We start from the raw sequence: 23,442 nt of genomic DNA on the forward strand, positions 1-23,442 counted from the left end.
GGCTCCGAAGAGACCGCGCTTAAGCCCGTCACAGGCTGAATTTATTAAACGCTGACATGCAGACAGGACACAGCGTGTACATCATTACCCTGAATCTGAGGCTTAGTCTTCGCGCACTCTTCAGTCGCTTTTGGACAGCGTGTTCTGAACACACAGCCAGACGGAGGACTGATTGGCGAAGGAAGATCACCTTCCAGCATCTGAATCTCTTTGTTGCGCTCAATTTCCGGATCAGGAATTGGTACCGCTGACATCAGTGCCGTTGTATATGGGTGCTTAGGGTTAGCGAACAGTGCATCTGCTTCACCAAGTTCTACTGCGTTACCCAGATACATTACCAGTACACGATCAGAGATATGCTTAACCACAGAAAGGTCGTGAGCGATGAATACAAGGCTCAGGCCCAGCTCTTGCTGCAGCTCTTTAAGCAGGTTAACCACCTGTGCCTGAATCGATACGTCCAGTGCGGATACAGGTTCGTCACAGATAATCATCTTAGGCTTAAGGATAAGCGCACGTGCAATGCCGATACGCTGACACTGACCACCAGAGAACTCGTGCGGATAACGGTTGATAACGTTAGGCAGCAGACCTACCTTCGCCATCATCTCTTTAACGCGGTCTTTCACTTCCTGCTTGGAAAGCTCTGGATAGAACGTCTGTAGCGGCTCAGCGATGATGTCACCCACTGTCATACGAGGGTTCAGAGAAGCCAGAGGATCCTGGAAAATCATCTGAATCTCTTTACGGGTTTCACGGCGCTGAACATCTTTCATCTTAGTCAGATCCTGACCAAGCCAGAGAACTTCACCGTCAGTCGCTTCTACCAGGCCGATAATCGCACGGGCAAAAGTAGACTTACCACAACCGGACTCACCAACTACACCAAGTGTTTCACCTTCGTAAAGGTGTACATTTACGCCATCAACCGCTTTCAGGTTAGAAGGCTTAGACCATGGCCATGCTGATTTTGAAGCAATGCTGAAGTGAACCTTCAGATCTTTAACATCAAGAAGCAGCTTTTTGTTGTTTGCTTTTGTCTCTAAACTCATTTCTTCCAAGCCTCCCAATCAGAAAAACATGCACGCTGACGACCATCGCCAAATGGCGTCAGGATCGGCGCTTCTTTCTTACAGCGGTCCATTACACGGTGGCAACGCTCCTGATAAGGACAGCCTGGTGGAAGACGCAGAAGGTTTGGCGGGTTACCCGGAATCGTCGGCAGAATCTCACCTTCGGTATCCAGACGAGGAATCGCTTTGAGCAGACCTTCAGCATACGGGTGGCTCGGGTTGTAGAAGATCTCATCTACAGTGCCGTATTCCATGGTACGACCTGCGTACATAACCAGAACCTTGTCACAGGAACCGGCTACCACACCAAGGTCGTGAGTAATCATGATGATTGCTGTGTTGAATTCTTGTTTAAGCTCGTTCAACAGATCCATGATCTGAGCCTGAACGGTTACGTCCAGTGCTGTTGTTGGCTCATCCGCAATAAGCAGCTTAGGACGACACAGAAGTGCCATCGCAATCATTACACGCTGACGCATACCGCCTGAGAACTCATGCGGGTACATAGTGATACGCTTACGTGCTTCAGGGATTTTCACCGCCTCAAGCATGCGTACAGACTCTTCAAACGCCTCTGCTTTACCCATGCCTTTGTGAAGCATCAATACTTCCATTAGCTGGTCACTCACCTTCATGTAAGGGTTAAGTGAGGTCATCGGGTCCTGGAAGATCATAGCGATCTGCTCGGAGCGAACCTTGTTCAGCTCTTTTTCAGGCAGGTTCAGGATCTCTTTGCCTTCGAACTTAGCACTACCTTTGATAATACCGTTCTTAGCCAGCAGGCCCATGATGGCGAATACAGTCTGAGATTTACCCGAACCAGACTCACCTACGATACCCAGAGTTTCACCCTGATTCAGGGAGAAATTTAAATCGTTTACTGCGGTTACGATACCATCTTGGGTGGTAAATTCGACGCGCAGATCTTTGACATCTAATAAGCTCATTATTCTTTCCAGTTTCTATTATCTATCTTTCGGATCCAACGCGTCACGAAGACCGTCGCCCACATAGTTAAAGCAGAATAGTGTTACAACCATGAATGCCGCAGGGAACATCAGCTGCCAGATAGCAACTTCCATTGTCTGCGAACCTTCCTGAAGCAGTGCGCCCCAGCTGGTCATAGGCTCTTGTACACCAAGGCCAAGGAAAGATAGGAAAGATTCAGTCAGAATCATGCTTGGGATAAGCAGTGTTGAATAAACCGCAACGATACCCAGTACGTTAGGTACAATGTGACGGGTAATGATTCTCCAGTTGCTTACACCACAAACGTGTGCCGCTTCGATAAACTCTTTGCTGCGCAGGCTCAGTGTCTGACCACGTACGATACGCGCCATATCCAACCATGCGATGGCACCGATAGCAACAAACATCAGGATGATGTTACGGCCAAAGAAGGTCACCAGTACGATAACCAGGAACATAAACGGCACAGCGTAAAGGATTTCCAGAACACGCATCATTATGCGGTCTGTACGGCCGCCAATAAAGCCAGATGTTGCGCCATAAAGTGTACCGATAAGAACCGCTACAAATGCGCCCAGTACACCAACCATAAGCGAGATACGTCCGCCTACCAGAGTACGAACATACAAATCACGGCCCAGGCTGTCAGTACCAAAAATGTGCTCCGCAGAAGGTGCCGCGTGCAGTGCATACCAGTCAGTATCGTCGTAGGCAAACTCTGCAATCATTGGCAGAAAGATAACGCCAAGCGTCATCACTAACAAAATAGCAAGGCTCACCATCGCCGCTTTGTTGCGCATAAAGCGGATACGGGCGTCTTGCCACAAACTACGGCCTTCAATTTCCAGATTCTCTGCAAACTTCTCGACCGCTTCAAGATTCTCTTTTTTCGTTAACATTGTTTCCGCTCCCCAATTAGTAACGAATTTTCGGGTCGATTGTCGCAAGTAAGATATCAACAATAGTGTTGAACAGGATAAACAGGAAACCAATCAGAATGGTTACACCCATTACCAGCGAGTAATCACGGTTAAATGCAGCGTTAACGAACAGCTTACCGATGCCCGGCAGGCCAAAAATAGTTTCGATAACAACAGAGCCGGTGATGATACCTACAAACGCAGGGCCCATATAAGAAACGACCGGAAGCATTGCAGGCTTCAGTGCATGCTTAACAACAATGTACGGATAGCTCAGACCTTTAGCCCGTGCAGTACGGATAAAGTTACTGTTTAGCGTTTCGATCATACTGCCGCGTGTGATACGGGCGAAGGTTGCGATGTACAGGAAAGACATCGCCAGTACAGGCAGTGCCATGTAATAAAGAGAGCCGTCATGCCAGCCACCCGCAGGCAGCCACCCTAAATTCAGGGCGAAGATATAGATCAGTACCGGGGCAAATACGAAAGACGGCATAACCACCCCGACCATGGCGGTGGCCATGACAATATAATCAAACCAGGTGTTTTGCCGCAGAGCCGCTATGGTTCCGACGAACACCCCCATGATGACAGTGAAGATAAATGCAACCGAACCAACTTTAGCCGATACAGGAAGCGCACCGGAGATCAATTCGTTTACTGAGAAATCTTTATATTTGAACGACGGACCGAAGTCGCCCTTCAGAATATTGGTCAGATAAGTGAAGTACTGCTCATGAACCGGCTTATCCAGTCCGTACTTAGCGTTAATGTTAGCCATTACTTCCGGTGGAAGCGGACGCTCAGTAGAAAAAGGGTTACCCGGTGCAAAGCGCATTAGGAAAAATGATACCGTAATCAACACCAACATTGTCGGGATTGCTTCGAATATCCGTTTTGCGATGAATTTAAACATAAACTCACTCTATTGTTTTACAGTCTGTGACGATTGTGCCTTTCTATTTAGATAACTACCGTGAATCACAGTGGCTATCGAACTAGTTGGGCGGTTATTGTTTTAAAATGAAAAAGTTTTAAAACGAAAAAAGACGCTGCATGTGTCACCACATGCAGTGTCAGTAATTTATTATTATTTAAAGATTACTCTGTGATGTATAGGTCTTTTGAGTAAATCTTATCTTCCGCGTTGTTCACCGGGAAACCGCCAACACGAGGGTTAACCAGGCGAGCTTTAACGTACTGATAGATTGGAGCGATAGGCATATCTTTTGCCAGTTCCTGCTCAGCCTTCACGTATAGCTCAGAACGCTCTTTCTCACTTGTAGACTTAAGAGCTTTAGCCATCAGATCATCGTACACAGCGCTGTTGTACTTAGGATCGTTTGAGCTGTTGTTGCTCTGCATCAGTGATAGGAAAGTAGAAGCTTCGTTGTAGTCACCACACCAGCCAGCACGAGTTACGTCAAAGTTACCCTGACGACGCGTATCCAGGTATGTTTTCCACTCCTGGTTTTCAAGCTGAATGTCTACACCCAGAGTCTTCTTCCACATAGACTGGATTGCAGCTGCAATCTTCTTGTGGTTCTCAGATGTGTTGTAAAGAAGAGTAAACTTCAGAGGGTTGCTCTTATCGAAGCCCGCTTCCTCAAGAAGACGCATCGCTTCAGCGTTACGCTCTTTCTGAGACATCTTGCCGTATGCTGGCATCATTGGGTCGAAGTTAGCAATGATTTCCGGAGTCAGACCGTAAGCTGGCTTCTGGCCCTGGCCAAGAAGTGCTTTAGTGATGATGTCACGGTCGATAGCGTAAGAAAGCGCCTTACGTACGCGTACATCGTCAAATGGTGCTTTTACGTTGTTGAAACCGTAGTAGTAAGAACACAGGTTACCCTGGATAGATACAGACTCAGCGTGGTCTTTCTTCAGACGACGGAAATGCTCGTTTGGCAGTTCATTAGTAAAGTCGATTTCGCCAGAAAGGAAACGGTTCATTTCAGCAACCTGATTCTCGATCGGAAGGAAGGTTACTTTAGTCAGAACAGTGTTCGCGTTGTCCCAGTAGTGCTTGTTAGGTACCATTTCGATACGCTCGTTCACTACCCAGTTGTCCACAACAAATGCGCCGTTACCTACGAAGTTTGCAGGCTTAGTCCACTGGTCACCAAACTTCTCAACAGTCGCTTTATGTACAGGCTTCACAGTCGTGTGGCCCATCATCATTACGAAGTATGGAAGCGGAGTAGTCAGTTTGATTTCAAGAGTGTTCGCATCAAGTGCTTTAACACCCAGAGTTTCTTTGTCTGCTTTACCGGCAATGATTTCAGCGGCGTTAACCATCTGAGTCATTTCCAGATACCATGCATACGGAGAAGCCGTTGCAGGGTCTACAGCGCGCTTAAAGCTGTATACGAAATCTTCTGCTGTTACAGGATCGCCGTTAGACCACTTAGCATCTTTACGCAGGTGGAATACGAAAGTTTGGTTGTCAGCAGTATCCCAAGATTCAGCAACACCTGGGATAGTGTTACCGTCAGCATCCTGGTTTACAAGACCTTCCAGCAAATCACGAATAACGTGAGACTCTGGCACACCCTCTGTTTTGTGAGGGTCGATAGACGCTACTTCTGTACCGTTACCGCGAACCAGCTCCTGAACTTTAGCCAGTTTAGTGCCCGCAGGTACGTCTGCTGCAAGAGTAGAAAAAGAAGTAGCAGCAACTGTTAAGCTCGCGCCTAGCAGAAGGGCTTGTGTAATTTTATTTTTGTACATGCAATTAACTCCAAGTAATTGTTTTGTATGCATCCGTGACGGCTCTGACAGGTACCCGAACGGCAGGTAAATTTTTATAAAATTTAGATAAATCACTCATCTGCCTTTTATAAACCTGTCAAAGATTGGGCGACAAATTACCAATAAAACAGTCAACTTGCCATAAACAAACATAAAAAAATGAGACATGAGACCAAGGACGAAAGACCTTTTGGTGAAAACCTATCCAATAAGCGTATTTTCTCATCTTTGCATCGAATTAGAGACAATGATCACACTTTGTCATGACTACTAGTCATACAGGCGCTTATTTATCATTAAGTTATAAACCAGTCTTTGAATAGCAATTATTCTCAAAAGAAACCCCTTTCAAATTAGATTAATTTGCTCTGGACTCCGGGTAAAAAAAGCATGGACCTATTGCGTACACAAATATTTACACATGTTAAATTTGTGCGAAAAATCTGCGAGCCTAAACGACAAATTTGCCCCATACGATAAATGATGAACAAAGAAAAACCAGAAAGTTTCAAAATACGTTAAATTCTTAAGATCTCGTTCCTACGCTCCAGCGTTGGAATGCATACCTGAGGTTATGAATTGCGTAGATTGCACAGCGAAAAAGGAAAATATGAGATGTACAGGCTTATGAAGCTTTGACTTTAGCAGGCGCTTTAAGTCTGGTATGCATTCCCACGCGGGAGCGTGGGAACGAGGGAAACTCAATGAGTTACGAGGCTTACTTCCAGCGGTCTGCAGCCTTGTGGTCAGAATCTCTGGACTCTACCCAGCGGGTTTCCGTGGTCGTGCGCTCTTTCTTCCAGAACGGGGCCTGAGTCTTTAAATAATCCATAATGAACTCACAGGCTTCAAAAGAGGCGCCTCTGTGGGCGCTGGTCACGCCGACAAAGACAATCTGGTCACCAATATCCAGATCACCCACACGGTGGATAACACGGACTTTCAGTAGCGGCCAGCGCGCCATTGCCTTTTCACAGATTTCAGAAAGCGCCTTATCCGTCATGCCCGGGTAATGCTCCAGCCGAAGGCCGGTGACACTATCACCCAGGTTCATATCACGCACTTTTCCGGAGAACATTGCAACCGCACCGGCATCAGTACCCTGAGCAAGCAGTGCGTATTCATCACCGACGGAAAAGTCCTCTTCTATTACCGATACAGAATAGCTCATATCAGCCTCCGGTTACCGGCGGGAAGAAAGCTACTTCATCACCATCGGAAATGGGTGACTCCAGTGGTGAGATAGTCTGGTTAATCGCAACCAACAACTTGCCCGACTCCAGGGCCAGTTGCCATTTGTCACCCTTTTCAGCCAGAGACTCTCTTAACGCTTCTGCGCTCTCGTAGACAGCTTCGACTTCAATCTCGTCCTGTCCAATCAGCTCTCTGGTCTGGGCAAAGAAAAGAACTTTAATCATGATTCCACCTGAAAATGTCCGGATTTACCGCCCTTCTTCTCCAGAAGACGAACGGTCTCAATTACCATGTCCTTCTGTACGGCTTTGCACATATCATAAATCGTCAGCGCCGCAACAGATGCCGCTGTTAGTGCTTCCATCTCAACACCGGTTTTTCCTGAAAGCTTACAAACCGACTCGATACGAACCTTGCTTTCACTTTCAATGGCTTCCAGAGTCACTTCAACCTTGGAAAGCAGCAAAGGGTGACATAGCGGAATGAGATCCCAGGTTTTCTTGGCTGCCTGAATACCCGCAATACGGGCTGTGGCAAATACATCACCTTTGTGATGGCTGCCGGAAACAATAAGCTCCAGCGTTTCAGGGGCCATTTTCACGTAAGCTTCTGCTCTGGCTTCACGTACTGTGTCTGACTTGGCAGACACATCTACCATGTTTGCTTCGCCGGACGCGTTAATATGAGTAAACTGCTCCATGATCACTTACCCCTTCAGGTGAGGCATAAAGTTGCAAGGACGGTGTGACGCATCCATCTGCTGTTTGATGATCTTAGTCCAGGCCGTTTTACAGGCGCCTGTTGAACCAGGTACTGCAAAAATAACCGTATGGTTTGCCATACCTGCAAATGCGCGGGACTGAATCGCTGATGTGCCGATCTCCTCAAAAGAAACCAGACGGAACAGCTCACCAAAGCCTTCCACTTCTTTATCAAACAGAGGCAGAATCGCTTCAGGCGTGCTGTCACGTGAAGTAAAACCTGTGCCGCCTGTGATCAAAATGGCCTGAACATTTTCGTCAGCAATCCATTGTGAAACCGCCGCGCGCAGCTGGTATACATCATCGATAACAATCTTCTTATCAGCCAGGTTGTGGCCTGCTTCTTTTAGCTGCTCAACAAAATACTGACCTGATGTGTCATTCTCTTCGGTACGAGTATCAGATACAGTCAGCACAGCGATATTCGCCGGCTCAAAATCACTTACAGCGTGTCCCATAGTTTCACCTATTTTTAAATCTTTGAGTTTTTATCCGCCAATGGATGCGAGATGTGGTGTCATACCCGTCTGGCCATCATGTAAGAAGTGGCCTGCGGATTTAGTTTGTAGTTCGTATTGGATGCGCTCAATAAGCTCATCATGCTGCTCATCAGCCTGGAGCAGATCACGCAGATCAACACCATGCTCACCAAACAGACATTTATGAAGCTTACCCAGCGAAGAAATTCTGAGTCGGTTGCAACTATTACAAAAACTCTTTTCATACGGCATGATAAGGCCAATTTCACCCTGATAATCAGGATGCATAAAGACCTTAGCCGGACCATCACTGGCTTCCTTCACCTTCTGAACCCAGCCGTTAGCGATAAGCATATTCTGAATACTCACACCAGATTTGTGGTGCTTTTCAAAAAATGTATCCATTTCGCCGGTCTGCATCAGTTCGATAAAGCGCAGCTGAATCGGTCTGTCCTTAATCCAGTTCATAAAAGCAGGCAGTTCGCCGCTGTTAAGATCTTTCATAAGCACAACATTCACCTTGATCTGCTCGTAACCAACTTCAAAGGCCTTATCTATGCCCGCCATCACCTGACCAAATTTATTCTCACCGGTGATCTGGTGGAACATGCGAGGGTCAAGGCTATCCAGGCTGACATTGATATTATTCAGGCCGGCATCGCGCCACTCCTGAACATGTGTTGCCATACGATAACCGTTAGTGGTCATAGCAACCTTTTTAATGCCGTCGGTTGAAGCAATAGTGTGAACAATCTCGGTAAAGTCTTTGCGCAGCGTTGGCTCACCGCCGGTGATGCGGATCTTACTGGTACCGCAATCAGCAAACGCTTTTGCAATACGCGTAATCTCGGGCAGCGAGAGAAAAGATGAGTTTTTGCACCCGGATGGTTTATAGCCATCGGGTAGACAATATGTGCATTTAAAGTTACATACATCTGTAACTGAGAGGCGTAAGTAATAGAACTTACGCTGAAAATTATCTTCGAATTGTATCGCCACGGAACACCTTTCCAAATACGGGAGGCTAATTCATTTCTAAATCAACCCTGGTGGCACTATGCCACGGCTCTCAACGCATATTCGTAAACTTAGCAGCCAGAGCTCGGAGTTATGGCAACCGTAAATCATACGGTAGCTACAAATAAAAATAATAAATAACCCGGCAAGAATCTAGTATTTCTTGCTAAAAACGTTGTATTTCGCACACTTCGGAGATACTTTTAACCAAGTATTAACAGAGCGTCCCTACCAGCTTAAAAGATATATCAGTATAAGAAGATAAATGACAATTTATAAACAGAAAAAAGTCGTCGCCATCGGCGGCGGACATGGACTCGGCAGGGTTTTGGCTGCCCTGAAAGACTTTGGTTCCAATGCAACTGGCATTGTCACCACCACAGATAACGGCGGCTCCACAGGAAGAATTCGCGACGGTCAGGGAGGCATCGCCTGGGGTGATACCCGTAACTGCCTTAATCAGTTAATCACACAGCCATCCGTTGGCTCAATGATGTTTGAATACCGCTTTAAAGGCAGTGGCGAACTGAAAGGACATAACCTTGGCAATCTTATGCTTACCGCGCTGGATAACCTTTCTGTGCGCCCCATGGTTGCCATCCAGCTGATCCGCGATATGCTCAAGGTCGAGGTCAATATTGTGCCTATGTCAGAACACCCTTCAGATTTAAAGGCGCTGGACGAACACGGTAAGTGGGTTCATGGTGAAACCAGTGTGGATGAGATGGAAGAAAACCTGCAAAGACTGGATCTTGAGCCTGAAGTACCCGCGACAACAGAAGCCATCACAGCCATTCAGGAAGCTGACTGCATTGTTCTCGGCCCGGGCAGTTTTCTCACCAGCACTATGCCTCCCCTGCTATTGCCGGAAATCTGTGACGCAATCAATCAAAACCCTTCGGCTAAAGTGGTCTGTATCGAAAACCTCTCTCCGGAATATGGCCCGGCGGGACGAATGAGTTTCAGGCAAAAGCTGGAATGGGTTGAGCGTGCCTGCAGAGGGCGAAAAATTGATACGGTAATTTCAGGAATCGAACATCCTGGCATGGCTGAAGACTGGAATATTGTCGTAAGGGATCTCGCGTCGCCAAACCGGGACTGGCGACACGACAGACAGAAGTTACATGACGCGATTGTAGAACAACTGACCAACTAAAAAGTAGATAGAAAATGAGTTAGTGAGTCAGCTGATCCTCTTTCAATACGTTATATTCGCGAATCGTTTTACGAATGCTCTCTAAAATAGATTCGCGATATTCATCGGTATTTAGCTGCTCACCCGCTTTTGCTTTTGCATCCAGAGATTTCGCCAGCTCACAAAGATTATCCGCTCCAAAACTTGCCGCACTACTTTTTAACGCATGACTGATTTCCCTCAGAGGATGCTGCAGCTCCTCTAAATCACCGGAAAGCACAGTATGATAACCATCGAGTTCGCTCAAAAAAATATCAAGCAACACAGGTAAGTTATCTCTTCCGATTTCATTACACAAATCATCAATCTTGCCTAAATTCAAATAACAAGTCACTTATCGTCCTTTTTATTCCAGCTCTGAATTTTTCTGTAAATGGTTGAAGGACTCACTTCCAGAGCATTCGCCGCTTTAGGGATATTTCCGTCAAAAGCATCGATTGCTTGTTCAATGGTTCTCTTCTCAACCATCCAAAGCGGAAAAACTTCAGAAGAAGAAAGGCTTGTTGTTTCCTCTTCATCATTTCTTCCATCTGGAATGCTTGCAATTTTTGTGCTCAGTTGGTTAAGCGGCGGCGGAAGCATATTTAGTGTGATCTGCTTACCGTTATTTAATACAACAGCGTTGCGGATTACGTTTTGCAACTGCCTGACATTTCCCGGCCATTCGTAGTTGACAAACTGCGCTTCAACTTCGCTGTCAAACCTTGCAAAATCTTTCCCCTCTTCCATGGACATATAACCCAGAAGAGAATAAGCAATCTCGACCACGTCTTCGCCACGGTCTCTCAGCGGCGGCAGATGCAGAGGAATAACGTACAGGCGGTAGTACAAATCTTCACGGAAACGTCCTTCCTGAACCTCTTTCCACGGGTCTCTGTTGGTTGCACAGACAAAGCGCACATCAACGCTCTTCATCTTTGATGAACCCACCTTCTGGAAGGTGCCGGTCTGGATAAAACGCAGCAGTTTGGTCTGCAAATCCAGGTCCATTTCACACAGCTCATCAAGGAACAGCGTACCTCCGTCGGCCAGTTCTGCCGCACCCTGGCGCTCGGTAGCGGCGCCGGTGAAGGCCCCTTTCATATGACCAAACAGCTCACTTTCAATCAGGTCTTTAGGTATCGCCGCACAGTTGATTGCAATAAACGGCTTGTCCCGGCGGGTACTGGCTGCGTGTATCGCCTCGGCACACACCTCTTTACCTGTACCACTCTCTCCGGTGATAAAGATACTGGCTTTACTGGATGCCGCGGAGTCAATGGTTTTGTATACAGACTGCATCATCTGACTACTGCCGATAAAGCCCTGATAACCTGTATTCGCCTTAGTTTTCTGGGTATCTGCGGTTTTCAGTTTTGCGGCTTTGTGAATGGCGTTGTTCACCGTAACCCTGAGACGGTCAGCCTCACACGGCTTAATCAGAAAGTCCTGCGCACCATGCCTCATGGCCTCTACCGCAGTACCGATAGAGCCGTGCGCCGTCATAAAGATAACCGGTACGTCAGCATCTAACTGCTTTACGGTATACAGCACGTCCATCCCCGTCATATCGGGAAGTCGTAAATCGAGAAGAATCAGATCGGGAATTCTCTGCTCTACACTTTCTATCGCAGCCTTACCTGTGCCAACAATTTCTATGTCGATACCCAGAGGCATCAGAAAGGAGCGATAAAGAGCAGCAACAGAGGCGGTATCTTCCACCATCAGCAGCTTTTTTGCAGAGGGATCAGTATTGGGATTATTCATGCCTGGCCAACTATTTTATTTTGCATTATGGGAAATGATTGCACCATGCATTGCATTTTGCAACTGATATATTTTAGCGATATATAAACAAGCTCAATAAATAACCAGAAATTCAATAAAATAACTAGGGAGATCTCAAATAAAAGTTGGCACAGTACCTGCATTAATTATATCGACCCTAACGGGTCACCTAGCCAACTGACGTTGTTAGTGAATTACATATTCACAGAATACAGCCAATCGGACCCAACTTTCCGATTGGCTTTTTTTTTGTTAGCTATTTTGGATAAACTGCTTTCTCAGGGCGTCGATCTTATCTCGTTTTTCAGCCGCCAGTTCAAACTCCAGATCCTGAGCGTGCTGATACATTTCGGCTTCCAGTTTAAGAATCTCTTTTTCCAGATCCTGCGGAGAAAGCACCTCGTAAGCTTTTGAAGGTTCAGCCACTTTAGAGAGCGGTACCTGCTTCCCGGATTTCTGTTTTCTGGTTTTGGCAATATCACCCAGTTCCATAATGTCTTTGACATTTTTCTTCAGGGCCTGAGGCACAATACCGTTCTCTTCATTATAAGCTTGCTGCTTCTCGCGACGGCGGTTGGTTTCATCCATCGCCCTTTTCATTGATCCGGTAATCCTGTCGGCATACAGAATGGCTTTACCCTGCAAGTTACGGGCAGCACGTCCTATTGTCTGGATCAAAGAGCGTTCAGAGCGCAGGAAGCCTTCCTTGTCCGCATCTAAAATTGCGACCAGAGAAACCTCCGGCATATCCAGCCCCTCTCGAAGCAGGTTGATACCCACCAGCACATCAAACTCACCAAGACGCAAATCGCGAATTATTTCGACCCTTTCCACCGTATCGATATCGGAGTGCAGGTATCTGACTTTAACGCCATGCTCATCCAGATATTCCGTCAGGTCTTCAGCCATCCGCTTGGTCAGTGTGGTCACCAGTACCCGCTCATCCTTTTCAGAGCGGATGCGGATTTCCGACAGAAGGTCATCCACCTGAGTGGCAACCGGACGAACTTCCAGCTCAGGGTCAAGCAGGCCCGTCGGTCTGACAACCTGATCTGCTACTTCTCCGTCAGATTTAGTCAGCTCATAGTCGCCGGGCGTTGCAGAGACATAAATCGTCTGCGGTGCCAGCGCCTCAAATTCTTCAAATTTCAGAGGGCGGTTATCCAGAGCCGATGGCAAACGGAAGCCAAACTCCACCAGCGTCTCCTTGCGCGAACGGTCACCTTTATACATAGCGCCTATCTGAGGAACCGTCACATGGGACTCATCGATGACCAGCAAGCCGTCTTGAGGAAGATAGTCAAACAGCGTCGGAGGCGGTTCGCCTTCCGCTCTGCCACTTAAGTATCTGGAGTAGTTTTCTATACCCGAGCAGAACCCAAGCTCATTCATCATCTCAAGGTCAAACTGAGTTCTTTGAGTAATTCTCTGCTCTTCAAGCAACTTATTGTTATCCAGCAGATAAGCCTGCCTCTGCTTCAGGTCTACCTTGATCTGCTCAATCGCTTCCAGAATTCGCTCACGCGGCGTAACGTAGTGAGTTTTCGGATAAACGGTATATCTTGGCAAATCCCGCTGTGAAATCGCGCCTGTCAGAGGGTCAAACAGGCTGATGCATTCGATTTCATCGTCAAACATTTCGATTCTCACCGCATCATGCTCAGATTCAGCCGGGTAGATATCGATCACTTCACCGCGGACCCGGAACTGGCCCCGCTCAAAGGTGACATCATTTCTGCTGTACTGAAGTTCAGCCAGCCTGCGCACTATGTCCCTTTGATTAATGAAATCACCACGTCTGACATGAAGCATCATTTTCAGATAAGAGTCCGGATCACCCAGACCATAAATAGCAGAAACCGAAGCCACAATAATGGCATCCTTTCTCTCAATCAGCGCTTTGGTTGCAGACAGACGCATCTGCTCAATATGCGCATTCACTGAGGAGTCTTTTTCAATAAAGGTATCGGTTGTGGGAACATACGCCTCTGGCTGGTAGTAGTCATAGTAAGACACAAAGTACTCAACCGCGTTGTTCGGAAAGAAGGCTTTCATTTCCCCGTACAACTGCGCCGCCAGGGTCTTGTTGGGCGCAAGCAGAATGGTTGGCCTCTCCGCCTTGGCAATCACATTAGCCAGCGAAAAGGTTTTACCCGACCCGGTCACACCCAGAAGTGTCTGATGCGCCAGACCCGAATCCAGCCCGTCCAGCAACTGCTCAATAGCACCAGGCTGATCTCCGGAGGGCTTATATTCCGAAACTAAATCAAATTCTTTACTCATAACAGGCAGACTTTACTTATTGGATTTTATTTAAAGCTATCTGCGCAGTTTACACTTCTACAAGCGAGTGACAAAAAATAAATAATATCAATACCAGTGTAGAAATAAGCTTCCCGCTCTGATAGAGTAACGGTCCCCCTAAGCTCCAGCCGCCAAAAAGCTTGTGATTTTCATCCACCTCTTTTCCCCAGTTTGGTGCAAAATTGCGAATAATTTGTGACCATTTTAAGTTAATAACAATCCCTGGCATTTATTGCTCAATAAAAATAACTAAAGATTTCAAACAGATAGTACGCCATTCTTTTGAGTAAAAACTCTACTTTGTCATACTTTATTTTTTGTTAAAGATTCATCAACAAACTTATCCACAAATTTCGTGGATAACTGGCACCAGCCTATTCCCTCCAAGGGCTACAGAAAGATCAACTCTTTTTTTTCATTATTTTTTAGCTATTTGACGCTGCGAACATTGACAAATCAGGCACCGCGAGAAATGAGAAACGAAACCGCCTGTTTTAAGAAATTCGTTAGTTTTCTAGCATCAACGGCCATAAAACAGGGACAAAACATGGGGCTAACAGACGTAGCCCCTTTGCTTTTTTTAACTTTTTATCAATTCTAGTGGATTTTAAAATAAAGCAATGATAGTATCCCCGCCCGTTGAGTGATGAGCAGTTAAGTAATTAAACGATACTTAAACGGCATTTGAATCACCCACTCTATTCCCCCTTAGTTCAGTTGGTAGAACGGCGGACTGTTAATCCGTATGTCGCAGGTTCGAGTCCCGCAGGGGGAGCCAAATTCAGAAGAAGCCATCTCGCAAGAGGTGGCTTTTTTGTTGCGTCAGCAATATTCCATTTATTGACTATAGTTTTTATAGAGCATTGCCTCTAACGTCAAAAGGAATGGTGACCTGCAATGATTGCAACTCTGAATCAATTCACTATAAAAACAAAAATGGCCGTGGTAACAGGAACTCTGCTACTGATATTAAGTGCCGTCGCCGGGTACGGATATATAAAACTTCAGCAAATAGGTAAAGAGCTGCACAGCATCATCGCCGAAGATATCCCCCTGACTGAAATCACAACAGATATTACCGTTAAGCAATTCGAAAGCGCCCTGCTGCTTGAACGGGCTATTCAGAACACATCAATAAGCGATAACAGCCAGGATACTGATATCCGGACGGTTCATGCACAAGTAAACCAGATCAACCAGCTTATCGAACAAGAGCTTGTCGAGGCAGAAACCCTGCTTCACTCAATGATTTCTCATGCCAGCGACAGCAAAATTAAGCAGGAAGAAGAGGCTCTGGAAAGAACACTACTTGCGTTGGAAGACGAACACAGGCTTTATGAACAATCGGTTGATAGTTTTTTGAAATCGGTAGAGCAGGAAGAAACAGAGTTAGCCCGGAAACAACTGGCTCAGCTACACAAGCAACAGCACCTCCTGCTGGAGCATCTGGAATCCTTTCTTGTGGGAATTGAGAAGCTGACAGAAGATACCCTGTTAACCGCCGAAGAGCACGAAATAGCCGCATTAAACGGCATGGGAATGATGGGCCTGGCCGGTTTTGTCATTGGTATAGCACTCAGCGCCGTCATTTCTTCCGCTATGACCCGGCCACTGAAAAAAGCGGTTAAAGCTTCAGAGCAGATATCGGCCGGAGATCTCACCGTGTCGCTTGAAAACAACGGTAAAGATGAAATCTCAACCCTGCTTAATGCCATGCATCATATGGCGCAAAACCTTGAGTTAATCATCAGACAGGTTCTGAGGTCATCCGATGAAATCGCCACCGCAGCAGAAGAGATGGCAAATAACGCCGCCAATACTCAGGTGACAGTGACCGAACAGCAGATGAACACGGAACAAATCGTCACCGCAATGAATGAAATGTCTTCGACCATTCAGCAGATCGCTGACAACACCAGCAGTGCAGCAATGGAAACGGAAAAAGCTCAGGGACAAGTCGCTGACGGATCAGATATGGTGTCCAGTAACTTAACTCAGATTCACGAACTGGAGGTTCAGATTCACTCAGCAAACGATGAGGTTGTTTCGGCTAAGACCCAGAGCAATAACATCGTGGAGTTTATTACCAATATCAATGAAATAGCGGAGCAAACTAACCTGCTGGCTTTAAATGCCGCAATAGAAGCCGCCCGTGCAGGTGAACAAGGGCGCGGTTTCGCCGTGGTCGCCGACGAAGTAAGAAAACTGGCAACTAAAACCCAGGAAACCACAGCAGAAATACAAACCTTAGTGACGGGCCTGCAAAGCAAAACATCGCACGCGGTGACAGCAATTCAGGAGAGCAACAGCATGGTCACCGACAGCGCCGGACATGCGCAGGTTTCCAACCAGGTATTGCAGGAAATCAAACAATCCGTGGATGAACTGAGCCTGAAAAATATCGAAATCGCCACCATCTGCGAGCAGCAATCTGTTGCTGCGGAGGAGATAAACCGCAATATGGTTTCCATCAGTGAGTCTGGCGCCGAAGTTCAGTCCGGCTCTGAACTCACAGCAAAGGCCAGTGAAGAGCTTGCCGCACTGGCAGCAGAGCTGAGGCGTTCAATAAGCCAGTTTAAACTGCACTCAGTCTGACAAACCTAGTCCCGAAGCTCATCCAAAGGAAGCCAGTTTATTTTTACGCCGGCTTCCTCAAACATTTCCGCAGAGATGGTAATCTTGTCGCCCCAGCGAGAAAGAAAATCTTCGCTCTGTTCCGGACAATTTACCGATGTAATGCCGGTCTGGATAATTTTAGCGGCACAGTTCGGGCATGGAAAATGTGTGACCCAGATATCGCAACCGGATAAGTCACGCTTTGCAAACAAGATTGCATTTTCTTCCGCGTGCAATGTCTTTAAGTATTTGATATCCCTTTCATCCGTATCCGCGCTATCAGAAACACCATGTGGATATCCATTAAAGCCAACAGAAACGATACGGTTGTGTTTCGTTATCACCGCACCCACTTGCGTCGATGGATCTTTACTCCAGCTTCCAACCAGCTCAGACATCTGGAAAAAGCGCTTAGCCCATTTAGAAATCACAATATCCTCCCTAACCTGCAATTGTTATTCTAGGGGCACTCTACAGGAAAACTGCTCTTACCTTCAACCTGAGATAGACTGAAATTAAGCAGATTTTCGCCGCTCATATGGTAGGTTTTTCAACCAAACTTAAATAAACATTTGGGGCGGTATATTAAAGCGCTCCGACAAAGCCCTGATATGCGCCAAGGTCAGGGAACGTTTACCGCTCAGTATCATTGATACCGTTGACTTAGCACCAATCTCATTTTGAAAATCGCTTAAAGTTAAGTTGTATTGGTCAATAATAACCCGTAAAACTGCAACACCAGAATTTAGCTCACTGATGGCTTTGTTAAATTCACTAAACTGTTCAGACTTAGACTCATATTCATGAATAACCGGAAACATCAGGTCAATCAGAGTCTGATTTGCGTCATAGTCCTCAACCAATTCGTTCATTAGCTCAATCAGTTGTTCATATTCTGCCTGATTAGAAATGCCTCTTAGCCAAGGCATGTTTTTTTCTATCTGCTGTACTGTTTGCTGTAAATCTTGAATATTTATCATGACTTACCTCTTTATCTTTTTCGACCTGTAACCTTCTGTTATACGATCATATTCTGCATGAGTAACAATGTGTTTTACAAAGCACTTGCTACCATGAAACTCAATAAAGGCAATAAGCCTCAGTGAGTTCCCGCCTATATCTATCACATACCATTTAGGTACATACTTAAAGTTATCCAGAGAGGGAAATAATCCTTTTAACTCTTCTGGTGTCTGTGCTGTTGATTTTTCTAAAGCCTTATAAGTTGCATCCAAAGCATCAGCGCAGTTAGGGTAAAGCGCTTTTGCTGTCTCAAATGGTTCTCTTCTTATAACATGCATTTTATCACTCGCGTTTACATTATGTGAACATTATAGCCAACCCTTGCTGCGTTCACAATACGTGAACGCGGCAAATTCTCTTAAGCTACTTCCAGACTTATGATAATGAACAGCGATTTTGCTCACTAACAATTAGTCAGAATGCGATTTCTATTTGCGAGGAGTCGTTTGTTAACACCGTAACATTGCGATTTGCAGGTGACCTACTACCCCATAAGTATTAGACACTTAGCTGTTAACGCTGTACACAAATAGCATTAATTCTCAACAACAAAACCACTAACGTTATTGGGATCATAAAACCCGAAAATTCTGACTATTTTTTCAACACATAAGTAAAAATCCCACAGACGTTCGGTTGTTATTCGCAACCGAAAACCGGATAATACACGGATCAAAATTCCCTTATACATATCACCATGACCGAATATTTGCTGTTGCTGGTCGGCACTGTGCTGGTTAACAACTTTGTACTTGTAAAATTTTTAGGACTCTGTCCGTTTATGGGGGTTTCCAAAAAACTGGAAACCGCCATTGGCATGAGTCTGGCAACCACATTTGTTCTGACGCTGGCGTCGGTTTGCGCCTATCTGGTCGAGAACTATATTCTGGCTCCGCTGGGTATCGGCTACCTGAGAACCATGAGCTTTATTCTGGTGATTGCTGTGGTTGTTCAGTTTACTGAGATGGTGGTGCATAAAACCAGCCCAACTCTGTACCGCTTGCTGGGTATCTTTTTACCACTTATCACCACTAACTGCGCCGTGTTGGGTGTGGCACTATTGAATGTGAACGAAAACCACAACTTTATTGAGTCCATTATCTATGGCTTTGGCGCTGCGGTGGGTTTCTCTGTTGTCCTTATTCTGTTTGCGTCTATCCGGGAGCGCATTGCGGCAGCTGATGTTCCTGTTCCGTTCAGAGGCGCATCCATTGCGATGATTACCGCCGGGCTTATGTCGCTGGCCTTTATGGGCTTTACCGGATTGGTGAAACTCTGATGAATGTGATCCTGATTGCTATCCTGGCTATCTCGGTATTAGCCGCTGTTTTTGGTGCCCTGCTTGGTTTTGCCTCTGTTCGCTTTAAAATTCAGGCTGACCCCATTGTAGATAAAATCGATGAGCTTCTTCCCCAGACCCAGTGCGGTCAGTGTGGTTATCCGGGCTGTCGCCCCTATGCAGAAGCCATCGCCAACGGTGACAGCATCACTAAATGTGCCCCGGGCGGACAAGCGACCATCGAGAAAATCGCAGATCTTATGGGAGTAGAACCGGAAGCTGCCGATGCCACGGAAGAGCCCGTTAAAATGGTCGCATTTATTCATGAAGACATGTGTATCGGCTGTACCAAATGTGTCCAGGCCTGCCCTGTTGATGCCATTGTCGGCGGAACCAAGGCACTTCATACCGTGATAAAAGCAGAGTGTACCGGCTGCGAATTATGCGTTGCCCCATGCCCAACCGATTGTATTGAAATGATAGAAGTAGAAGCAACCACCGCCAACTGGAAATGGAAGTTGGAATCCATTCCTGTTGTGGATATTACTGACTCACAAAACAGAGAGGCGGTAATAGAAGAATGAGCATGCCATCGTTAATCGAACAAATTCGTCACGGCTCTCTGTGGGATTTTCATGGTGGTATCCATCCGCCGGAAAATAAAGAACAGTCCACACGAAGCAAAACCGTTAAAGCCGGTATTCCTGATGAGCTTATCCTGCCATTAAAGCAGCATATCGGCCGTCCCGGCGATCTGCAGGTCAAAGTTGGCGATAAGGTTAAAAAAGGGCAGGAGCTTACCCGGTTTACTGCCAGTTTTATGCTGCCGGTACATGCGCCCACTTCAGGCACAATTACCGCTATCGAACCAAGGGTAGTCACCCACCCTTCCGGCCTGAAAGAGCCCTGTATCGTACTTAAGCCCGATGGCGAAGATCTGTGGCTGGATGATATTGAAAAAGCTGAGCCGCGTGAATTCCGTTCGTGCTCTCCTGACGAACTCATTGAAATTATTCGCCATGCCGGTGTCGCCGGTATGGGGGGAGCCGGTTTTCCTACCGCCCGTAAAATTCAGTCCGGAGTCGGGGTTGCAGATATTCTGATCATCAATGCTGCCGAATGTGAACCCTATATCACCGCCGACGACATGCTAATGCGTGAGCATGCAGAAGAGCTGATTCTGGGCATTGAAATTCTTGAGCATATCTTAAAGCCAAAGCTGGTCATTATCGGCATTGAAGATAACAAACCAGATGCGATTGCCGCTCTGGAATCTGCTGCAATCAACAAAAACAACATTGTTATCCGGGCTATACCTACCAAGTATCCTTCCGGTGGTGAAAAGCAGTTAATCAAAGTACTGACAAATAAAGAAGTACCGAAGGGCGGTATTCCTGCCGATATCGGTATGCTGGTACAAAACGTCGGTACTCTTTACGCTATCAAACGCGCTGTTGTAAACCATGAGCCGATGATAGAGCGCATTGTGACCCTTACCGGTGGCGCGTTCCGCCAGCCCCGTAATGTATGGGTTCGACTGGGAACTCCGGTTCAGGCACTGCTCGGTGAATTTAACTATCACATACAGAAAAAGCACCCTCGCCTGATTATGGGTGGCCCTATGATGGGCTTTACTCTGCCGACGCCAGAAGTGCCGGTAACAAAAACCTCAAACTGTATTCTGGCTCCGACAAAAGCAGAACTGCCACCGGCAAGCGCTGAAATGGCCTGTATTCGTTGTGGTCAGTGTGCTGAAGCCTGTCCGGTATCCCTGCTGCCGCAGCAGATGTTCTGGTACAGCAAGGATAAAGATTACGAAAAGTGTGAAGAGCTGAATATCTCAGACTGCGTTGAGTGCGGCTCCTGTGCCTATGTATGCCCGAGTAATATCCCGCTGGTACACTACTATCGCCGCTCCAAAGCAGAAATCCGCACTGCAAAAGAGGAAGCTGCGGCAGCAGAAAGAGCCAAGCAGCGCTTCGAAGACAAAAAAGCCCGTCTGGCGCGGGAAAAAGCAGAAAGAGAAAACAAATTCAAAAAAGCAGCGGATGATCGCCGCTCTTCTATGGCTAAGTCCGGTGACGATGACGCCATTGCAGCGGCTATTGCACGAGTTAAGGCTCAAAAAGCGGAAGTAAAACCCGAAACAGAAGGGCCAAAACCAGCCGTAGCCGCAGCCATTGCCAGAGCAAAAGCGAAACAGGCGGAAGCCGCTAAATCAGGCAATGATGAGCCGGATAACTCTGAAATGAGCAAACTCAGAGAAGAGAGAAAGCGTCAGGCGAGAGAGCGCAAAGCCGCAAAAGTTGAGTCTTCTGAGAACCAGACAACTGAAACAGCTTCTTCTGATGACAAGAAGGCTGCAGTTGCTGCCGCTATCGCCAGAGCTAAAGCTAAGAAACAAACTCAGGCCGAAGACAAGCCTGTTGTACCTGTGTCTGAAGCCGATTCAGCAGATACGCCTGCCGATAGTAAAAAAGCCGCAGTTGCCGCTGCTATTGCCAGAGCTAAAGCCAAGAAACAAGCTCAGGTTGAAGAAAAACCAGCTGAACCTGCACCTGAAACAGGCAACGCTGAAAGCCCTGAAGATAAAAAGAAAGCTGCCGTCGCTGCCGCTATCGCACGAGCTAAAGCCAAAAAACAGACTCAGGTTGAGGAAAAACCAGCTGAACCTGCACCTGAAACAGGCAACGCTGAAAGCCCTGAAGATAAAAAGAAAGCTGCCGTCGCTGCCGCTATCGCCAGAGCTAAAGCCAAGAAACAGGCTCAAGCTGAGGAAAAACCAGCTGAACCTGCACCTGAAGCAGACAATGCTGAAAGTCCTGAAGACAAAAAGAAAGCTGCCGTCGCCGCCGCTATCGCCAGAGCTAAAGCCAAAAAACAGGCTCAGGTTGAGGAAAAACCAGCTGAACCTGCACCTGAAGCAGACAATGCGGAAAGCCCTGAAGACAAAAAGAAAGCTGCTGTTGCCGCTGCTATCGCACGAGCTAAAGCTAAAAAAGCAGCTCAGAAGAATAAACAAGATCTCGAGGAGAATAACTAGTGGCCTTTTACATCGCCAGCTCTCCACATGCGCGTAATAAAAAAAGTACCGCAGACCTGATGAAGTGGGTTGCACTGGCTGCAATACCCGGCATCGCTGTTCAGTCCTATATGTTCGGCTGGGGCGTGCTTATCCAGCTGTTGTTAGCCGTTGTTGCTGCACTTTGCCTTGAAAGCCTTGTGATGCTTCTACGTAAACGCTCTCCTGTGGGAGCGCTACGCGACTTCAGTATTATCGTCACCGCAATACTGCTGGCTGTGGCAATCCCCCCCCTTTCACCATGGTGGATCATGGTTATCGGCCTGGTCTTTGCTGTTGTGATTGCCAAGCACTTGTACGGTGGTCTGGGACAAAACCCGTTTAACCCGGCAATGGTCGCCTACGTCGTGTTGCTGATCTCGTTTCCGGTTCAGATGACCAGTTGGATCTCCCCTAACGGAATCAACCCGTCGGATATTGGTTTATATGATGCTTGGAAGCTGATATTTACCGGTTTTGATGATGATGGCTTCTCTCTGCAACAAGTAAGAGCCGGTATTGACGGTATTACAATGGCAACGCCGCTTGATGCTCTGAAAACAGGTCTGGGACAAGGGCTGCCTGCCGCTGAAGTATTCAGTGAACCTCAGTTCTCCCTGCTTTCAGGTAAAGGCTGGGATATGGTAAACCTGGCCTATCTTGCCGGTGGCATTCTTCTGATTAAGATGCGGATTATTCAGTGGTACATTCCTGCTGGTATGCTTGTCGGTCTGATTGTTTCGAGCACGCTTTTCTACTTTGCTCTGCCGGGAGAAACCGCATCACCCATTTTCCACCTGTTTTCCGGTGCAACCATGCTGGGCGCGTTTTTCATCGCAACCGATCCGGTAACCGCATCAACCACAGTGAAAGGCAGGTTAATCTTTGGCGCTATGATTGGTGTGCTGGTATTTATTATCCGTTCATGGGGCGGTTTCCCTGATGGTGTGGCATTTTCTGTTCTGCTGGCAAATATGACAGTACCCCTGATTGACCACTACACAAAACCAAAAACATACGGGCACTAGAGAAG

At 46.8% G+C, this 23,442-nt stretch carries 23 protein-coding genes, 1 tRNA gene and 1 riboswitch; of the genes, 7 read left to right on the forward strand and 17 right to left on the reverse strand.

The window, feature by feature from the left end; genetic code table 11:
- Positions 1–44: 44 nt before the first annotated feature.
- The 10 genes from oppF to moaA all read right to left on the reverse strand — a co-directional run bounded on the left by oppF (position 45) and on the right by moaA (position 9,146).
- The gene (oppF, locus tag L3Q72_RS09555; protein WP_275129720.1) at positions 45–1,052 is read right to left on the reverse strand and encodes a murein tripeptide/oligopeptide ABC transporter ATP binding protein OppF; all 1,008 of its coding nucleotides are present in this window, start codon (positions 1,050–1,052) and stop codon (positions 45–47) included.
- Positions 1,049–2,020: an ABC transporter ATP-binding protein gene (locus tag L3Q72_RS09560; protein ID WP_275129721.1), complete on the reverse strand. Its 972-nt coding sequence runs from the start codon at positions 2,018–2,020 to the stop codon at positions 1,049–1,051. Before L3Q72_RS09560 ends, oppF begins: the two co-directional genes overlap by 4 nt.
- 18 nt (positions 2,021–2,038) lie before the next feature.
- Positions 2,039–2,941: an oligopeptide ABC transporter permease OppC gene (gene oppC, locus L3Q72_RS09565; RefSeq protein ID WP_275129722.1), complete on the reverse strand. Its 903-nt coding sequence runs from the start codon at positions 2,939–2,941 to the stop codon at positions 2,039–2,041.
- A 16-nt stretch (positions 2,942–2,957) separates the two neighbouring features.
- Positions 2,958–3,878 carry an oligopeptide ABC transporter permease OppB gene (gene oppB / locus L3Q72_RS09570; RefSeq protein WP_275129723.1) on the reverse strand — a complete coding sequence of 307 codons (921 nt, stop codon included), beginning with the start codon at positions 3,876–3,878 and terminating at the stop codon, positions 2,958–2,960.
- Between the two features lie 185 nt (positions 3,879–4,063).
- Entirely contained in the window at positions 4,064–5,692 is a 1,629-nt protein-coding gene (locus tag L3Q72_RS09575; protein ID WP_275129724.1) for an ABC transporter substrate-binding protein, read from the reverse strand.
- A gap of 739 nt (positions 5,693–6,431) precedes the next feature.
- Positions 6,432–6,884 (reverse strand): molybdopterin synthase catalytic subunit MoaE, encoded by a 453-nt coding sequence (gene moaE, locus L3Q72_RS09580; protein WP_275129725.1) that lies wholly within the window; start codon positions 6,882–6,884, stop codon positions 6,432–6,434.
- Between the two features lies 1 nt (position 6,885).
- Entirely contained in the window at positions 6,886–7,131 is a 246-nt protein-coding gene (gene moaD / locus L3Q72_RS09585) for a molybdopterin synthase sulfur carrier subunit (RefSeq protein WP_275129726.1), read from the reverse strand.
- Positions 7,128–7,607 (reverse strand): cyclic pyranopterin monophosphate synthase MoaC, encoded by a 480-nt coding sequence (gene moaC, locus L3Q72_RS09590; protein WP_275129727.1) that lies wholly within the window; start codon positions 7,605–7,607, stop codon positions 7,128–7,130. The genes moaD and moaC overlap by 4 nt, the downstream gene beginning before the upstream one ends.
- Before the next feature lie 6 nt (positions 7,608–7,613).
- Positions 7,614–8,126: a molybdenum cofactor biosynthesis protein B gene (gene moaB / locus L3Q72_RS09595; protein ID WP_275129728.1), complete on the reverse strand. Its 513-nt coding sequence runs from the start codon at positions 8,124–8,126 to the stop codon at positions 7,614–7,616.
- 30 nt (positions 8,127–8,156) lie between these two features.
- Complete coding sequence (gene moaA / locus L3Q72_RS09600) at positions 8,157–9,146, reverse strand: GTP 3',8-cyclase MoaA (RefSeq protein ID WP_275129729.1); 990 nt, start codon at positions 9,144–9,146, stop codon at positions 8,157–8,159.
- Positions 9,135–9,267, reverse strand: a riboswitch (molybdenum cofactor riboswitch). (Overlaps the previous gene by 12 nt.)
- Before the next feature lie 162 nt (positions 9,268–9,429).
- Between moaA and L3Q72_RS09605 the strand changes: the two genes are divergently transcribed.
- Complete coding sequence (locus tag L3Q72_RS09605) at positions 9,430–10,320, forward strand: YvcK family protein (RefSeq protein WP_275129730.1); 891 nt, start codon at positions 9,430–9,432, stop codon at positions 10,318–10,320.
- A gap of 19 nt (positions 10,321–10,339) precedes the next feature.
- Here L3Q72_RS09605 and L3Q72_RS09610 read toward each other — a convergent pair whose 3' ends face one another.
- From L3Q72_RS09610 to L3Q72_RS09625, 4 genes are all read right to left on the reverse strand, one after another.
- Positions 10,340–10,693, reverse strand: a complete 354-nt coding sequence (locus tag L3Q72_RS09610) for an Hpt domain-containing protein (protein WP_275129731.1) — start codon at positions 10,691–10,693, stop codon at positions 10,340–10,342.
- Positions 10,690–12,105: a quorum-sensing sigma-54 dependent transcriptional regulator LuxO gene (gene luxO, locus L3Q72_RS09615; protein WP_275129732.1), complete on the reverse strand. Its 1,416-nt coding sequence runs from the start codon at positions 12,103–12,105 to the stop codon at positions 10,690–10,692. The genes L3Q72_RS09610 and luxO overlap by 4 nt, the downstream gene beginning before the upstream one ends.
- Before the next feature lie 273 nt (positions 12,106–12,378).
- Entirely contained in the window at positions 12,379–14,409 is a 2,031-nt protein-coding gene (gene uvrB / locus L3Q72_RS09620; RefSeq protein ID WP_275129733.1) for an excinuclease ABC subunit UvrB, read from the reverse strand.
- 49 nt (positions 14,410–14,458) lie between these two features.
- Entirely contained in the window at positions 14,459–14,659 is a 201-nt protein-coding gene (locus tag L3Q72_RS09625) for a hypothetical protein (protein WP_275129734.1), read from the reverse strand.
- 473 nt (positions 14,660–15,132) lie between these two features.
- Between L3Q72_RS09625 and L3Q72_RS09630 the strand changes: the two genes are divergently transcribed.
- Positions 15,133–15,208, forward strand: a tRNA-Asn gene (locus L3Q72_RS09630).
- A 119-nt stretch (positions 15,209–15,327) separates the two neighbouring features.
- A complete protein-coding gene (locus tag L3Q72_RS09635) occupies positions 15,328–17,025 on the forward strand; it encodes a methyl-accepting chemotaxis protein (RefSeq protein ID WP_275129735.1) in 1,698 nt (565 codons plus the stop codon).
- 5 nt (positions 17,026–17,030) lie between these two features.
- Here L3Q72_RS09635 and L3Q72_RS09640 read toward each other — a convergent pair whose 3' ends face one another.
- From L3Q72_RS09640 to L3Q72_RS09650, 3 genes are all read right to left on the reverse strand, one after another.
- On the reverse strand, positions 17,031–17,477 hold the full coding sequence (locus tag L3Q72_RS09640) for a cytidine/deoxycytidylate deaminase family protein (protein ID WP_275129736.1): 447 nt from the start codon (positions 17,475–17,477) through the stop codon (positions 17,031–17,033).
- Between the two features lie 129 nt (positions 17,478–17,606).
- Complete coding sequence (locus L3Q72_RS09645) at positions 17,607–18,026, reverse strand: helix-turn-helix domain-containing protein (RefSeq protein WP_275129737.1); 420 nt, start codon at positions 18,024–18,026, stop codon at positions 17,607–17,609.
- Positions 18,027–18,029: 3 nt separating this feature from the next.
- Entirely contained in the window at positions 18,030–18,347 is a 318-nt protein-coding gene (locus L3Q72_RS09650; RefSeq protein ID WP_275129738.1) for a type II toxin-antitoxin system HigB family toxin, read from the reverse strand.
- Between the two features lie 419 nt (positions 18,348–18,766).
- On the opposite strand from L3Q72_RS09650, the gene rsxA reads away from it, so the two are divergent.
- From rsxA to rsxD, 4 genes are read left to right on the forward strand one after another with little or no spacing between them, the layout of a single operon-like run.
- Positions 18,767–19,348: an electron transport complex subunit RsxA gene (rsxA, locus tag L3Q72_RS09655; RefSeq protein ID WP_275129739.1), complete on the forward strand. Its 582-nt coding sequence runs from the start codon at positions 18,767–18,769 to the stop codon at positions 19,346–19,348.
- Positions 19,348–19,932 (forward strand): electron transport complex subunit RsxB, encoded by a 585-nt coding sequence (rsxB, locus tag L3Q72_RS09660; RefSeq protein WP_275129740.1) that lies wholly within the window; start codon positions 19,348–19,350, stop codon positions 19,930–19,932. Before rsxA ends, rsxB begins: the two co-directional genes overlap by 1 nt.
- A 2-nt stretch (positions 19,933–19,934) precedes the next feature.
- The gene (gene rsxC, locus L3Q72_RS09665) at positions 19,935–22,391 is read left to right on the forward strand and encodes an electron transport complex subunit RsxC (protein WP_275129741.1); all 2,457 of its coding nucleotides are present in this window, start codon (positions 19,935–19,937) and stop codon (positions 22,389–22,391) included.
- The gene (gene rsxD, locus L3Q72_RS09670; RefSeq protein ID WP_275129742.1) at positions 22,391–23,437 is read left to right on the forward strand and encodes an electron transport complex subunit RsxD; all 1,047 of its coding nucleotides are present in this window, start codon (positions 22,391–22,393) and stop codon (positions 23,435–23,437) included. The genes rsxC and rsxD overlap by 1 nt, the downstream gene beginning before the upstream one ends.
- Positions 23,438–23,442: the final 5 nt, after the last annotated feature.

Origin of the sequence: Vibrio sp. JC009 (assembly GCF_029016485.1) — a bacterium.
Lineage (GTDB): Bacteria > Pseudomonadota > Gammaproteobacteria > Enterobacterales > Vibrionaceae > Vibrio.

Bases quoted from the DNA above. Each gene is read 5' to 3' on its own strand.
- oppF (WP_275129720.1), bottom strand. From the start codon at position 1,052: ATGAGTTTAGAGACAAAAGCAAACAACAAAAAGCTGCTTCTTGATGTT.
- L3Q72_RS09560 (WP_275129721.1), bottom strand. From the start codon at position 2,020: ATGAGCTTATTAGATGTCAAAGATCTGCGCGTCGAATTTACCACCCAA.
- oppC (WP_275129722.1), bottom strand. From the start codon at position 2,941: ATGTTAACGAAAAAAGAGAATCTTGAAGCGGTCGAGAAGTTTGCAGAG.
- oppB (WP_275129723.1), bottom strand. From the start codon at position 3,878: ATGTTTAAATTCATCGCAAAACGGATATTCGAAGCAATCCCGACAATG.
- L3Q72_RS09575 (WP_275129724.1), bottom strand. From the start codon at position 5,692: ATGTACAAAAATAAAATTACACAAGCCCTTCTGCTAGGCGCGAGCTTA.
- moaE (WP_275129725.1), bottom strand. From the start codon at position 6,884: ATGAGCTATTCTGTATCGGTAATAGAAGAGGACTTTTCCGTCGGTGAT.
- moaD (WP_275129726.1), bottom strand. From the start codon at position 7,131: ATGATTAAAGTTCTTTTCTTTGCCCAGACCAGAGAGCTGATTGGACAG.
- moaC (WP_275129727.1), bottom strand. From the start codon at position 7,607: ATGGAGCAGTTTACTCATATTAACGCGTCCGGCGAAGCAAACATGGTA.
- moaB (WP_275129728.1), bottom strand. From the start codon at position 8,126: ATGGGACACGCTGTAAGTGATTTTGAGCCGGCGAATATCGCTGTGCTG.
- L3Q72_RS09605 (WP_275129730.1), top strand. From the start codon at position 9,430: ATGACAATTTATAAACAGAAAAAAGTCGTCGCCATCGGCGGCGGACAT.
- luxO (WP_275129732.1), bottom strand. From the start codon at position 12,105: ATGAATAATCCCAATACTGATCCCTCTGCAAAAAAGCTGCTGATGGTG.
- uvrB (WP_275129733.1), bottom strand. From the start codon at position 14,409: ATGAGTAAAGAATTTGATTTAGTTTCGGAATATAAGCCCTCCGGAGAT.
- L3Q72_RS09625 (WP_275129734.1), bottom strand. From the start codon at position 14,659: ATGCCAGGGATTGTTATTAACTTAAAATGGTCACAAATTATTCGCAAT.
- L3Q72_RS09635 (WP_275129735.1), top strand. From the start codon at position 15,328: ATGATTGCAACTCTGAATCAATTCACTATAAAAACAAAAATGGCCGTG.
- L3Q72_RS09645 (WP_275129737.1), bottom strand. From the start codon at position 18,026: ATGATAAATATTCAAGATTTACAGCAAACAGTACAGCAGATAGAAAAA.
- L3Q72_RS09650 (WP_275129738.1), bottom strand. From the start codon at position 18,347: ATGCATGTTATAAGAAGAGAACCATTTGAGACAGCAAAAGCGCTTTAC.
- rsxA (WP_275129739.1), top strand. From the start codon at position 18,767: ATGACCGAATATTTGCTGTTGCTGGTCGGCACTGTGCTGGTTAACAAC.
- rsxB (WP_275129740.1), top strand. From the start codon at position 19,348: ATGAATGTGATCCTGATTGCTATCCTGGCTATCTCGGTATTAGCCGCT.
- rsxC (WP_275129741.1), top strand. From the start codon at position 19,935: ATGCCATCGTTAATCGAACAAATTCGTCACGGCTCTCTGTGGGATTTT.